The following is a 14,174-nucleotide window of genomic DNA, read 5'->3' as shown; positions in this document are numbered from 1 at the left end:
GGCCGGACCGGGCTGATATCCGGCCGAATCCGCCTGACTGGAGCGGTGTCCGTTCGGTTCGCTCGACGGGTAGGCGGCTGAGCGGTGCCCGTTCGGTTCACTCGGTAGGTATGCGCCCGCGTCTGCCTGGCTGGAGCGGTGCCCGTTCGGTTCACTCGCCGAGTAAGCGGCGGAATCCGCCTGGCTGGAGCGACGCCCGGACGACTCACCCGGCCGGTAAGCGCCCGAATCCACCGGTCCAGGCCCAGGTCCAGGAGCGCGGGATCCCCGTCTGCGGGGCTCCGCTTCGGGTTCCGGCTCTGGGCGGTGCGGGGTCGGCTCGGCGTCGGTCTCGAAGATGGGGCGTTCGCCGGTGTGGCGGGCCACCACGTCGGACACGCTGATGCCGCCGTGGGTGTCCATGGAGCGGCGCCTGCCGGTGCGGCCCCCGGTACCGCCGTCCGAGTGGCGACCGGTGCCGGGGGTGTAGTGCTCGTCGGGCACTCGGTCTCCTTTCGCACTTCAGTCACTGGTCAGGCACTTCTCGAACCGGCGGCGTTGCCTTCCGTACGGTCTCTCCCAGGGCATGTCGTCCCCCGGCGGGTTTTCGTTATCGTACGGATACCCGGCGTTCGTGACGACACCCTCCCGCGAATTTCTTCACCATGCGTCTAACTGGCATGGCCTGAAGCGGGCGAACAGGTGAAAGTCGGGTTGTGCGAAATGGAGTAATCCCGCGTTTACGTTACTCAGAGTGGGTAATAACCCGGGCCGTTTCACGGTCGTGATAGGCAACCCTGTTGCGCCCGGCGCGCTTCGCGGCGTAGAGCAGATTGTCGGCGCGCAGTAGCTGTCGCTGGGCAGCCTCGGTGTCGGCGGGCGCATACGCCAGGCCCACACTGATGGTGACTCGCAGCCCAGGCTGGAGTTCTGACCAGGGGTGACGGGCGACGCGCACGCGGGTCGCGTCGGCGAGCCGGATCGCGCCGGCCGCGTCGACGCCCGGCACCACGAGCACGAACTCCTCGCCGCCGTAGCGCGCGCAGAAGCCGTCGGCCGGCAGGTCCTCCTGGAGCAGGTCCGCGACGCGGCACAGGACCCGGTCGCCCAGCAGGTGACCGTACGTGTCGTTGACGTGTTTGAACCGGTCCAGGTCGATCAGCGCGAGGGCGAGCCCGCGGTCGGACGGCAGGCCCGGCAGCCGCTGGTCGAGATACCGCCGGTTGTAGCTCGATGTCAAGGTGTCACGCAGGCTGCCGGCCCGCGCGATGTCGAGCGCGGAGCGGAGGTGCTGGTAGGCACGCTGCCAATCGCCCTGGGTGGCGAACATCCCGGCAATGGACTCGTGCAGTGTCAGCAAGTCCGGCGTACCCACCGTGAGCCTCGCCCTGAGCTCGTCCTCGGCCGCCACACCCACCTCCGCCACCTCATGGTTGTCGACCTATAGGAGCGGTCGCTTGAGGTATCGGTACGGGCTGAGGCGAATATCGCTCAAGTGGACGACGCAGGAGTGGAGTGGTCACGCACCGAAGTTCTGTTGTCCCAGCAACGAGAACGGCTCTTCGGTCTTGAGCTGGGCGTACTGGTCCTTGGCCCAGTAACTCACACCAGCCTCAGGATCTTCGAGCAACTGTGTGTAATCGGCCCAGGAAACCCACCGCCAGCCGCCGACTTCCGCCGGGTTCGGCTCCGGGTCGCGGTCCGCCCACGCGACGAACACCGGGCAGAACTCGTTCTCCACGATCCCCTCGAACGGCGGTGTCCGGTACCGGTAGGACGGCAGCACACACCTCAGGTCCGCCAGCTCGGGCAGCCCGATCTCGTACGCCGCCCGCCGGCGCACGGCGTCCTCCAGCGCTTCGCCCGGTGCCGGGTGGCCGCACACGCTGTTGGTCCAGACGCCCGGCCACACCTTCTTGTCCAGCGCCCGTTGCGTGATCAGCAGGGCTTGGTCGGACCGGCGCAGCACATAACAGGAGAACGCGAGGTGCAGCCGCGTCTCGGCGTGATGGCTCGCGAGCTTCGGCCCGGTCTCGCCGGTGGGCACGCCTTCCTCGGTGACGAAGACGACGCGTTCGGACTCGGTTTCCGTCATGGTGTCCACTCCGACACTGAACACCAGCGCGGGCCACCGGCGGTACCGCGATGCGGGTGGCTACAGGGCTTTCCCCTCTTTGGGTGGCGCATGGGGACTGTCCGTGACTGTCTCAATAGGACGTCCACAATGGACACAGTGGACACAGTGGACACAGTGGACTCAGTGCGCCGTGAGGTGCTCGACGAGCAGGGAGGTGAGCGCCTCCGGTGCCTCCTCCGCCACCCAGTGCGAGACGTCCTCGAGCATCTCGAAGCGGTACGGCCCGGTCACCCACTTCTCCGTGCCGAATGCCGCCACAGAGCCAAAAGCGACGTCCTCGGTGGACCAGACGTACATCGTCGGGACGGTGATCTCGCCGATCTTCCCGCCCGGCCGCCCGGCGCGGTACCAGTTGAGCGCGGCGGTGAGCGCGCCCGGTTCGGACAGCCGCTGCACGTACTCGTCGATCTTGCTCGGCGGCACGCGGCGGTCGAAGATGTCACGCAGCGCGCGGGCGCCGTCGGCCAGCATCCGCTGCTCGGTGACCCGGGTCTGCCGCCATTCGGTCATGTACCCCGAGCGCAGGTGCTGGTCCTCGTCCGTTTTCATCGCCGCCGCGAGCGCCGCCGGGTGCGGGGTCGAGACCACGGCGAGGCTGCGCAGCCGCTCCGGGTGCGCATCGGCCGTCCACCACGCGACGGCGCCGCCCCAGTCGTGGCCGATGAGGTCGAACTCGCGCCACCCGAGCGTGTCCGCGATGGCGACGACATCCTCGACGAGGGTGGCGATGCCGTACTCGGCCGGCTGCTCCGGGCGCACCGACGGCGAGTAGCCCCGCTGGTCCGGCGCCACCGCGCGGTAGCCGAGCACGCCGAGGGTGGCCACCTGGTGCTCCCACTCGACGGCCGCCTCGGGGAAGCCGTGCAGGAGCAGGACGGGGCGGCCGCCTTCGGGACCGGCGGCGATCGCGTCGAAAGCGCCGGCTTCGGTCGGGATGCTGAGCTGGTCGATCACGGCTCGCACTCTACGGGGCGGCACCGACACTTTCAGCCGAGTTCGCAAAGGCACACATCAGCGGAAAAAAGGGCACCGGCGGAGTCCATAAGGCCCTGAGTACCCCCGCTGTGCAGGGAGATCACCAGCTCTGTCCGCTTTGGCCGGTGATTGCCCGTGCAGCCGCGAGCGCGTGGCCAGAAGGGAACAGGGTGGCGACAAGCAGCGGAGGCCTCACTTACCGTCACCTCGTCGTCTCCGACCGGTTCTCGCGAGGCTGTTAACGCCGGTCACGACAACGCTATGAACCGCCCTAGCGGGCTAATCCGTGTGGACGGTGAACGGTTTCGGCTACAAGTCGACAAATCTGGATCAGATCGAACCGAGGAGACAATATGGCTTCGCAGAACGGCGCAAAGGTCGACTCAGGCGTAATGCGCCAGGGCGCGAGCGTCATCACCAGCACGGGTGACGGCATCACGAGGGTCAACGGCCAGGTCGACTCCACCATGCACAGCCTGCGCGCGACCTGGCAGTCGGACGCCGCGCTGGTGTTCGACCAGGCGATGGCCTCGTTCGACCAGACGGTGAAGACGATCGTGCAGCGGCTCGCCACGCTGTCGGAGCACGTCACCCAGGGTGCGGCCGAGTACGACTCCCGCGACGAGGACAACACCTCGCAGGCGAAGGCCCAGGCCGCCGTCATCGGCGGCGGTGGCCTCGCCGGCTTCTGATCGTCCTTCAATCCGTTCGTAGGAAAGGAAAAACCCATGGCTCTGGGCCAGTTCACCATCAGTTTCACCGAAATGCAGAGCACCGTCGAGCAGGCGAAGCAGCAGTCGAACCAGATCACCGAGCTGCTGGACCAGATGCGCACCACCATCCAGGCGCAGCGCGAGCACTGGACCGGTGCCGCGGCCGACGAGTTCCAGTCGACCTACCAGTGGTGCCACCAGCAGGCACTCACCCTGCCGCAGGCGCTCGACGCCGCGGGCCGGACGCTCGCCACGATCAACGAAGGCACCTCCACGACCGAGGGCAGCAACGCGCAGCGGTTCGCCCAGCGCTGATGCCGGCGGCGCAGGCTCCCGGGGGCGTGGCGCGCGCAGTCGTCGCGCCCCCGGGTGTCCGGCCCCAGACCCGAAAGGACAGTGAGCAGCCATGACCTACGGCACTCTGGACGGGACGCTTCCACCCCCGGCCGACGACAAGCCCAAGGGCCCGTTCACCAGCCCGGGCGACCAGACGCCCCCGGACCCGGGCCACCAGTGGATCCCGACCGGCGACGTCGGCACCCCGCCCACGGTCCCGGGCGGCTCCGAGCACCCCGGCAAGGGCGTGACGACGGTCAACACCAAGGCGATGCGCACGTTCGCCGACAACATGCGGACCCTGGCGGACGGCCCGTTGTCCAAGATCCCCGGGGACCTCGACGCCGTGAACATCAAGCCGGGTGTGTTCGCGACCGCGCACGACAAGCTCATCCAGCCGATCGTCGGCGAGGGCGGGCTGCGGGACACCACTCGCACCACAGTGCAGGACCTGGTGACCGCGCTGAACGACGCCGCGGACGCGGTGACCAAGGCGGCGAACGCGTACGAGAACGCGGACGAGGCCAACAAGATGACCACCGATGAGTACAACCAGTACTTCGGTCAGCTCAGCTCGGAGATCACCGGAGCGGGGCAGAAGCGCAGCTGACCGCTCCCGGACGGGCGGTGGGTTTCCAGGTTGTTTTCGAGGCTGACGAGGGACGATGGCAGACGACAACAACGGCAAAGGGTTCACCAGCGACGACAACGGTGTCTGGCCTGACTCCAGCACCACGCCGACGAACTCCACCGGTGATCCGAGCAAGGACTTCGCCGGCATGACCTGGAAACAGATCGAGGCGGCAATCCTCGGCGGCGGCTCGATGGCGCCGGGCCAGGCCCAGTCAGACCAGGCCTACTCCAACGTGAACTGGCAGTCGTTGCAGGCCGCCGCCGGGGTTTTCCAGACCACCCAGCTCAATCTCGCCATGGTTTCGCAGGCGATCAAGGACCAGGCCACGGCGCTGGCCGGCGGGGACGGCCCGTGGAAGGGCACCGCGGCCACCAACTTCAAGACCATGATGGACAACATGGCCGCGAAGTTCGACGGCCTGGTGCACCAGATCACCGACGGCGGCGGTGGCGGGCGCAACGTCCCGACCCAGCTCGTCAACTCGGCCGCCTACCTCCAGTGGGCCCAGAACACCCTGCGCTACATCGACAGCTACTACGCCCAGCAGGTCATCGAGCGCGGCAAGGTCCTCAACGACGGGCGCGCGTACATCTCGCAGTTCCCCGACGCCGTCGAGATGATGACCAACGACATGCGCAAGGTCGGCGACCAGCTGTCCGGCAAGTACCACTCGTTCAGCACTGCCAGCAACACTTCTTCGACGCCTCCTCCTCCCGGCGGTGGCGGTGGCGACATGCCGCCGCCCCCGGTGCCGCCCCCGCCGCCGGACGTCCCGCCGCCGCCGGCCGTGCCGCCGCCCCCCGCGGTCCCGCCGCCCGTGCCGCCGCCGGACGCCCCGCCGCCCCCGGCCGTGCCGCCGCCCGGCGGTGGCAACGTGCCGCCCCCGAACGTTCCGCCGCCCCCCGGTGACACCGGTGGCGGGCCCGGCGGCGGTGCCAACACCCCGCCGCCGTTGAACAGCGCCAACGTTCCGCCCCCGCCCGGTGACATCGGTGGCGGCCCGGGCGGTGGTGGCGGCACGCCGCCGCCGTTCCAGAACCTTGCCGTCGGCCCCCCGCCGGGCGGCGGCAAGGGGAGCGACCCCGGCACCAACCCGCCCTCGATCCCACCGCCGCCCGGCGACAACGGCAGCGGGCCCGGCTCCGGCCCCGGCGCGATCCCGCCGCTGACGTCGCCGAACATCCCGCCGCCGCCCGGTGGCAGTTCCGGTGACAAGAACAACCAGAACGGCCTCGGCAACATCAAGCCGCCCGCGCTGGACGGTCCCCCCGGCGACTCCGGCAACGGCCTCGGTGGCAGCAACGGCCTCGGCAACATCAAGTCGCCGTCGCTCGGCGGCCCGCCGGGTGACAGCGGTGCTGGCGGCAACGGTCTCGGCGGCTCGAACGGCCTCGGTGACATCAAGTCGCCGTCGCTGGGCGGCCCGCCCGGTTCCGGCGACACCAACGGCCTCACGAACAACGCGCTCAACCCGGCCGACCTGCCGCCGAGCCTGCAGAACCCGGGTGGTGACACCAAGGCCGGCGGCATGCCGATGATGCCGCCGGGCGGGATGGGCGCGGGTGGCGCCGGCGGCAACGGCTCCGGTTCCGACCGTCCCGACTCCTCGGGCCTGCTGGGCGGCATCGACAAGCCGTGGATCCCGGATCCCCCGCAGGGCATCGGCGACCCGAACTCGCTCGGGCAGGCGCCGCCGCTCACCTCGGCTTCCTGGGCTCCGCCGCCCGGGGACGTCGGCACGGGCGGCAGCGGCACCGGCGGCCCCGGCACGAGCGGTATCGGTGGTCCCGGTACCGGCGACATCGGTGGCTCCGGCCCGTCGGGCCTCGGCGACATCAAGGGTCTCGACCCGAGCCAGTTCGTGCCGCCGCCAGGGTTGTCCGAGCAGAACCCGAACGGGCAGCAGCTGCCGAACGGCCAGCAGAACCCCGGTTCCGGCTCGCCGATGATGCCGCCTGGTGGCATGGGTGCGGGTGGCGCGGGCGCCAACGGTTCCGGGGCTGAGCGTCCCGATTCGGCCGGTCTGCTGGGTGGCGTGGACGAGCCGTGGAATTCGAGCACGCCGGACGGCATCGGCGACCCGAACTCGTTCGGGGAGACGCCGCCGCTGAACCCGGCCTCGTGGGCTCCGCCGCCGGGTGACGTCGGTGGTACGGACCTGACCGGCGCGGGCACCGGCGGATTGGGCGGCACCAACGGTTCCGGCCTGTCGGGCCTCGGTGGCGCCAACGGGTCCGAGCCGGGTCTCGGCGACATCAAGGGTCTTGACCCGAGTCAGTTCGTGCCGCCGCCGGGGTTGTCCGAGCAGAACCCGAATGGGCAGCAGCTGCCGAACGGGCAGCAGACTCCCGGTTCCGGTTCGCCGATGATGCCGCCTGGTGGCATGGGTGCCGGTGGCGCCGGTGCCAACGGTTCCGGGGCTGAGCGTCCCGATTCCGCCGGTCTTTTGGGTGGTGTGAACGAGCCGTGGAACGCGAGCACGCCGGACGGCATCGGCGACCCGAGTTCGTTCGGTGAGGCGCCGCCGTTGAACCCGGCTTCGTGGGCTCCGCCGCCGGGCAGCGCCGGTGCGGACCTCACCGGCGCCGGTACCAACGGCAACGGTGGCGCGGACTCGGGCCTCGGCGACATCAAGGGCCTGGACCCGAACCAGTTCGTGCCGCCGCCGGGGCTGTCCGAGCAGAACCCGAACGGGCAGCAGCTGCCGAACGGGCAGCAGACTCCCGGTTCCGGTTCGCCGATGATGCCGCCGGGCGGTATGGGTGCGGGTGGCGCTGGAGCCAACGGTTCCGGTGCTGAGCGTCCCGACTCGGCCGGTCTGCTGGGCGGTGTGGGCGAGCCGTGGAACGCGAGCACGCCCGCCGGCATCGGTGACCCGAGTTCGTTCGGGGACACCCCGCCGTCGCAGGCCGCGTCGTGGGCCTCGGGTGATTCCGGAACGGCGGACCTGACCAGTGCCGCGAACCCGGGCGACTTCACCAGCCCCAGTGACCTGACGGCCCTGCCGGACAGCGTCGCCGGCACGGGCGGTCCGGTGGCGACCCCCGGCGGCATGCCCATGGCTCCGCCTCCGGGCGGCGCCGCGGGTGCGGCGTCTTCGGCCGCCGAGCGTCCCGATTCCGCGGGCCTGCTGAACGGCGTTGCCGAGCCGTGGTCGACCGGACCGGTTCCGGCCGGCGTCGGCGACCCGTCCGCGGTGTCCGAGACGCCGTCCGTGGCGCCGGCCTCGTGGGCCACGTCGCCGGTCGAGCACCAGTCCACTTCGGACGTTCCCGCCGCGCCGTTCATCCAGCCCGGCTGGGGGGTCGCGGACCCGGGAGAGTCGTCGCGCGACCGTCATGACAAGGCCGTGCCGGGCGGCACGCCGTTCGGCGACCAGCCCGGTGGTGACGCGTCCGACGGCATCGTGCGGATCGCCGTGGTCCAGCCCGCGGAGGCCGGCGACACCTCGGCGTGGGACGTCGGGACGGCGGAGTTCCTCCCCGGCCTGCTGCCCGCGACGATGCCGGTCCAGCCCGAGGAGCGCGAGGAGGACTTCGCGACCGACCTGGTGGAGCGCACGGACGAGCCGTGGCGCCCCGTTGAGGATCCGGACGACTTCGCACCGCGGGCGACCTACCAGCGGCTGCGGTCGGGGCAGGGCGAGTTCATCTCGGACGAGCTGCCAACCTGCGGCGACGGCCCCGCGCCGGAGCCGGAAGTGTCCGAAGAGGACACAGCCGCCGCGGACGGCGAAGAAGAGGAAGAAGAGGAAGAAGAGGAACGCACCATGGCCGACCTGCTGAGCCAGGACGGCAACGCGTGGGGCGGTCCGGCGAGCAAGCCTTCCGGCGTCCTGGAGTGACGGTCCGAGCGATGAAGGAGGTGCACTGGTGAGCACGGAAACCGTGAAGCGCGGCCCGCGGACAGCGGGTCCCGAGCTGCCCGAGGGCCAGGAGGACCTGCAGGAGCCGCCGGTGCTCGCCGAGCCGGCCGCGCGGGACTTCAACTCGCTGCTGATGATGCTGCCGATGGGCATCGGGTCGATGGTGATGGTGCTGTCGTTCTCCGGGGTCGGCGGCAGCTCGCCGATGACCTACGTGCTCGGCGGCGGCATGGGCGTCTCGATGATGGCGATGAGCCTCGGCCAGCTGACGAGGTCGGCGGGTGAGCGCAAGCGCAAGATGCGCGCCGAGCGCCGGGACTACCTCCGCTACATCACGCAGGTGCGCGGCCGGGCCCGTTCGACGGCGGAGCAGCAGCGCCGGGCGGTGGCGTGGAACAACCCGTCGCCGGACTCGCTGTGGTCGCTGGCGATGGGCCCGCGGCTGTGGGAGCGGCGGGTCAGCCACGAGGACTTCGGCCGGGTGCGGATCGGCCTCGGCTCGCAGCAGTCGGCGCTGGAGCTGGTCCCGCCGGTGACGAAGCCGATCGAGGACCTCGAACCGCTGTCGGCGATTTCGCTGCGCCGGTTCACCGAGACCTACCGGACGTTGTCGGGCATTCCGACGGCGGTGGGCCTGCGCAGCTTCACCAGCGTCGAGTTCGACGGCGACCCCGAGGCCGCCGTCGGGCTCGTCCGGGCGATGCTGGCGCAGCTGGTCACCTTCCAGTCGCCGGACGAACTGCGGGTCGCGGTGCTCACCACCGAGGCCGCGCAGTCGCAGTGGGACTGGGTGAAGTGGCTGCCGCACAACAACCACCCGACGCTGCGCGACGCCGCGGGCCCGCTGCGGCTGCTGGCGTCGGACCACGACGAGCTGATGGACATCCTCGGCGAGGACGTCGCCGACCGCGACGACCACGACAAGTCCGTCGGCCCCACCACCACTGAGCCGATGGTGGTGATCGTGGCGCACATGGCGCCGTTGCCCGAGTCGTCCCGGCTGCTGGGCGCGGGCCTGCGCAACGTGGTGCTGCTCGACGTCACCGGCGCGCTGCCCGGCGGCCCGAAGGTGCTGCGGCTGTCGACGAAGGAGAACCGCGTCGAGTTCCCGGCCGGCACCGGCGTCGGCTCGGCGGTGCGTGACGAGCTGTCGGTGATCCAGGCCGAGGGCCTCGCCCGGCTGCTCGCGCCGAAGCGCACGAGCGGCACGCTGGAGATCGCGGATCAGCCGCTGGAGAGCGACTTCGGCCTCACCGCGCTGCTGAACATCCGCGACGTCTACTCGTTCGACGTCCCCGCGCAGTGGCGGCCCCGCGCCGTGCAGCGCGCGCGGATGTCGGTGCCCATCGGCGTGACCGAAGAGGGCGAGATCGTCGAGCTGGACCTGAAGGAGTCGGCGCAGGGCGGCATGGGCCCGCACGGCATGCTGATCGGCGCCACCGGCTCGGGCAAGTCCGAGCTGCTGCGGACGCTGGTGCTGGGGCTGGCGGCCACGCACTCGTCGGAGATCCTCAACTTCGTGCTCGTCGACTTCAAGGGCGGCGCGACGTTCCTCGGCATGGACAAGCTGCCGCACACCTCGGCGATGATCACCAACCTGGCCGACGAGCTGCCGCTGGTCGACCGCATGCAGGACTCGCTCAACGGCGAGATGGTGCGGCGCCAGGAACAGCTGCGCGCGAGCGGCCACCCGTCGCTGTTCGAATACGAGAAGGCCCGCGCGGCTGGTGAGCAGCTGGCGCCGATGCCGACGCTGTTCCTGGTCGTGGACGAGTTCTCCGAGCTGCTGAGCGCGAAGCCGGAGTTCATGGAGCTGTTCGTCTCGGTCGGACGGCTGGGCCGCAGCCTCGGCGTGCACCTGCTGCTCGCGTCGCAGCGGCTCGACGAGGGCCGCATCCACCGCGTCGAAGGCCACCTTTCGTACCGGATCGCGCTGCGCACGTTCTCCTCGATGGAGTCCCGCAGCGTGATCGGCGTCGGCAGCGCGTACGAGCTGCCGTCCGAGCCGGGCAACGGCTACCTCAAGATCGACACCACGAACCTGGTCCGCTTCAAGGCGGCCTACGTCTCCGGCCCCGTCCCGGCGGGCAGCGGCGACGGCACGATGGTGGACGCGGCGCGGGTCAGCCGCGAGGTCGTGCCGTTCTTCACGCAGGCGCGCCCGGTCCGGCTGATCATCCGCGACGACGAGATCGGCGAAACCGCCGAGAAGTCCGAAGAGGACACTCACGAGAACACCGCGCCGACCGGCCCGACGCTCGCCGACGTGTTCGTCGAGCGCCTCACCGGCGCCGGCCCGGCCGCGCGCCAGGTGTGGCTGCCGCCGCTGGCGGAGTCGCCGAGCCTCGACTCGCTGCTGCCCAGCGTGCTGCCGGACCCGGTGCGCGGCATGACCGTGCAGGACCCGGCGCACCACGGCCGGCTGCGTGTGCCGATGGGCATGATCGACCGGCCGTTCGAGCAGGTGCGCGAGCTGCTGCTGGCGGACCTTTCGGGCGCGGCCGGGCACGTGGCCGTCGTCGGCGGCCCGCAGACCGGGAAGTCGACGCTGGTCCGCACCCTGGTGCTGGCGCTGGCGATGACCCACACGCCCGACGAGATCCAGTTCTACGGCCTGGACTTCGGCGGCGGCGGCATCATGTCGATCAGCGGCCTGCCGCACGTCGGTTCGGTCGCGACGCGGTTGGAGCGCGACCGCGTGGTGCGGACCATCGAAGAGATCTCGCAGATCATGGAGTACCGCGAGAACGTCTTCTCCGAGCGCGGCATCGAGTCGATGGAGGTCTACCGGCAGCTGCGCCGGCGCGGCCAGCTGGAGGACTCGTTCGGCGACGTCTTCCTGGTGATCGACGGCTGGTTCTCGCTGAAGAACGACTACAACGAGCTCGAGGCGAAGATCGGCGAGCTGGCCTCGCGCGGCCTGTCGTTCGGCATCCACGTGGTGATCGCGTCCACGCGCTGGTCGGAGATCCGGCCGTACCTGCGCGACCTGCTGCAGACCCGGTTCGAGCTGCGCCTCGGCGACCCGATGGAGTCGGAGATCGGCTCCCGCAAGGCGAAGACGGTGCCGAACCAGCCGGGCCGCGGCATGACGCCGGACGGGCTGCACTTCCTGGCCGGCCTGCCGCGGATGGACGGCAGCTCGGCGAGGGACGACCTCGCGGCCGCGACCAAGGCCGTCGCCGAGGAGGTGCACACCTTCTGGCCCGGCCGCAAGGCGCCGGCCGTGCGGATGCTGCCCTCGACGCTGCCGATCACCGAGCTGCCCCGGCCCGACGGCGACCTGCGGATCGCGCTGGGCCAGGACGAGCAGCGGCTGCTGCCGGTGTGGCAGAACTTCGAGGCCACCCCGCACCTGCTGGTGTTCGGCGACAACGAGACCGGCAAGACCAACCTGCTGCGGCTGTCGCTGCGCTCGATCCTCTCGCGGTACCAGCCGGCCGAGGCGAAGGTCGTGCTGGCCGACCCGAGCCGCATGCTCGACGCCGAGGTCCCGGAGGCCTACCGCGTCGGCTACGCGACGACCTCGGAAGCGTTGCAGGAGCTGGCAAAGCAGGCCAGCGTGTCCCTGTCACCGCGGGTGCCCGACCAGAGCATCACGGCCGACCGGCTCAAGCGGCGCGACTGGTGGACCGGCCCGCGCCTGTTCTTCGTGGTCGACGACTACCAGCTGCTCACCACGGGCATGGGCTCGCCGCTGGAGCCGTTGCTCTCGCTGCTGGCGCAGGGCGCGTACATCGGCTTCCACCTGATCGTCGCCCGCAGCACCTCGGGCGCGATGCGGGCGCTGAGCGACCCGGTGATCCGCCGGATCTGGGAGCTGGGCAGTCCGGGCATCGTCTTCTCCTACCCCAAGGAGGAGGGCAAGTTCCTCGGCGAGGCGACGCCGCGCAAGCTGCCCGCCGGCCGCGCCCAGCTGGTCACCCGCCGCGGCGTGAAGCTCATGCAGACCGGTTTCGTGCCGACCGGCGCCGACTCCGAGCAGCAGCTGGTGGGTGGTCTGCGATGACGGTCACCGCTGCCCTCTTGCGCCCCAATGTGGCGTTGGTTGCGTTGAACGCACCGAACGCCACATTGGGTGCGTTGAACGCACCGAACGCCACATTGGGGCGCATTGAAGGAAGGAGCGGACGTTGACCACCATGCAACAGGGCGAACTGTGCCGGATCACCGTGTACGGCCCCCAGGGCCGCGCCGACCTGGCCGTGCCGATGGCGGTGCCGGTCACGAGCCTGCTGCCGGTGCTGCTGCGGCACACCGGCGGCCGCGAGGAGCTGCGGGAGTCGTGGGTGCTGCAGCGCCTCGGCGACGCGCCGCTCGACCCGGCGGGCACGCCGGAGTCGCTGGACTGGAAGGAGGGCGAGGAGTTCCACCTCCGCCCCCGCCAGGACCCGCTGCCGGAGCTGGACTTCGACGACATCGCCGACGGCATGGCCACGGCCGTGAGCCGCCAGCCGGGACGCTGGAAGCCGGAGTTCAACCGGTTCCTGTTCCTCGGGTTCGCGATCTTCTCGCTGGTCGTGCTGGCCCGCGTGCTGCTCTACCCGGACCTCTCGGCGTTCCCGGCCGCGAGCGCGGGCGCGGTCGCGCTGGCACTGGTGGTGGCCGCGGTGGCCACGGGCGTCCAGTCCGAGGACCGGGCGCTGCTCGTACTGCTGGGGCTCGGCGGCTGCGGGTTCGCGGCCGTGGCCGGCGCGGTCAGCGTGGCCGGCATCGGGCCGGCGTTCGACCTGCAGGGCGCGCCGATCCTGGTGGGCTGCCTGACCTTCGCGCTGGCCGGCGGCCTGGTGATCGGCGGGCGGGCCGCGTGGTCGCCGTCGATCCCGTTCGTGCCGTTCGGCGTGGTCGTCGCGACGGGGGCGCTGGGCGCGCTCACGATCTGGCTGCACCTGGGCCCGGAGTTCTCGACCGTGCAGGCCGCCGGGCTGGTCTCGGCCGTCCTGATCGGACTGCTCGTGTTCGCGCCGCGCATCGGCATCCGCTTCGCCCGCATCCGCGGCCCGCAGCTGCCGCGCACGGCCGACGAGCTGCAGTACGACATCGAGCCGGCGCCGGCCGAGCAGATGGTGCGCCAGACCGCGTACGCCGACGGTTACCTCACCATCGCGGCGATCGCCACGGCCATCGTGTTCACGGCGTGCTTCCCGTTCCTGATCGGCGAGGGCCTGTTCCCGGGCATCCTCGCGTCGCTGGTCTCGGCGGCGGTGCTGATGCGCTCGCGCAGCCTGCTCGGCGTGTGGCAGCGGGTGCCGCTGGCGGTCGCGGGCTCGATCGGGCTGGTGCTCGTCGCGTTCTCGCTGATCGAGCCGCTCGCGACGAACTGGCGCGGCGCCAGCGCGTTCGGCCTGGCGCTGGTGTTCTTCCTGCTGGTGCTGGCGATGCTGCGGCCGCCGCCGCGGCGCCTGCTGCCGATCTGGGGCCACCTGGCCAACTGGCTGGAAACCCTCAGCGCGGTGGCCGTGATCCCGATCCTGCTGGAGCTGTTCGGGGTCTACTCCTGGGCCGTCGGGCTCACCGCATGAACGGGGGGCACTG

The 14,174-nt window shown here is 70.9% G+C and carries 9 protein-coding genes; 6 read left to right on the top strand and 3 right to left on the bottom strand.

Annotated features, from left to right (window positions below):
* Positions 1-724 precede the first annotated feature (724 nt).
* The 3 genes from OG943_RS34790 to OG943_RS34780 form a co-directional block, all read right to left on the bottom strand.
* On the bottom strand, positions 725-1,405 hold the full coding sequence (locus OG943_RS34790; protein WP_442874609.1) for a GGDEF domain-containing protein: 681 nt from the start codon (positions 1,403-1,405) through the stop codon (positions 725-727).
* Between the two features lie 93 nt (positions 1,406-1,498).
* Positions 1,499-2,083, bottom strand: a complete 585-nt coding sequence (gene idi / locus OG943_RS34785; protein ID WP_328605162.1) for an isopentenyl-diphosphate Delta-isomerase — start codon at positions 2,081-2,083, stop codon at positions 1,499-1,501.
* Positions 2,084-2,236: 153 nt separating this feature from the next.
* Positions 2,237-3,070 carry an alpha/beta fold hydrolase gene (locus tag OG943_RS34780; RefSeq protein ID WP_328605161.1) on the bottom strand — a complete coding sequence of 278 codons (834 nt, stop codon included), beginning with the start codon at positions 3,068-3,070 and terminating at the stop codon, positions 2,237-2,239.
* Between the two features lie 374 nt (positions 3,071-3,444).
* Here OG943_RS34780 and OG943_RS34775 point away from each other — a divergent pair, with 374 nt between their 5' ends.
* The 6 genes from OG943_RS34775 (at position 3,445) to eccD (ending at position 14,161) form a co-directional block, all read left to right on the top strand.
* On the top strand, positions 3,445-3,783 hold the full coding sequence (locus OG943_RS34775) for a WXG100 family type VII secretion target (RefSeq protein WP_328605160.1): 339 nt from the start codon (positions 3,445-3,447) through the stop codon (positions 3,781-3,783).
* Positions 3,784-3,819: 36 nt separating this feature from the next.
* The gene (locus tag OG943_RS34770) at positions 3,820-4,119 is read left to right on the top strand and encodes a WXG100 family type VII secretion target (protein WP_328605159.1); all 300 of its coding nucleotides are present in this window, start codon (positions 3,820-3,822) and stop codon (positions 4,117-4,119) included.
* A gap of 91 nt (positions 4,120-4,210) precedes the next feature.
* Positions 4,211-4,750 (top strand): WXG100 family type VII secretion target, encoded by a 540-nt coding sequence (locus tag OG943_RS34765; RefSeq protein WP_328605158.1) that lies wholly within the window; start codon positions 4,211-4,213, stop codon positions 4,748-4,750.
* Between the two features lie 55 nt (positions 4,751-4,805).
* The gene (locus OG943_RS34760) at positions 4,806-8,618 is read left to right on the top strand and encodes a hypothetical protein (RefSeq protein ID WP_328605157.1); all 3,813 of its coding nucleotides are present in this window, start codon (positions 4,806-4,808) and stop codon (positions 8,616-8,618) included.
* 28 nt (positions 8,619-8,646) lie between these two features.
* Positions 8,647-12,648 carry a type VII secretion protein EccCa gene (gene eccCa, locus OG943_RS34755; protein WP_328605156.1) on the top strand — a complete coding sequence of 1,334 codons (4,002 nt, stop codon included), beginning with the start codon at positions 8,647-8,649 and terminating at the stop codon, positions 12,646-12,648.
* Positions 12,649-12,781: 133 nt separating this feature from the next.
* Positions 12,782-14,161: a type VII secretion integral membrane protein EccD gene (gene eccD / locus OG943_RS34750; protein ID WP_328612220.1), complete on the top strand. Its 1,380-nt coding sequence runs from the start codon at positions 12,782-12,784 to the stop codon at positions 14,159-14,161.
* Positions 14,162-14,174 lie beyond the last annotated feature (13 nt).

The organism is Amycolatopsis sp. NBC_00345, from assembly GCF_036116635.1.
Lineage (GTDB): Bacteria > Actinomycetota > Actinomycetes > Mycobacteriales > Pseudonocardiaceae > Amycolatopsis.
Note: the sequence above shows the minus strand (reverse complement) of the source record. Positions and strands in the feature narration are given on the sequence as shown.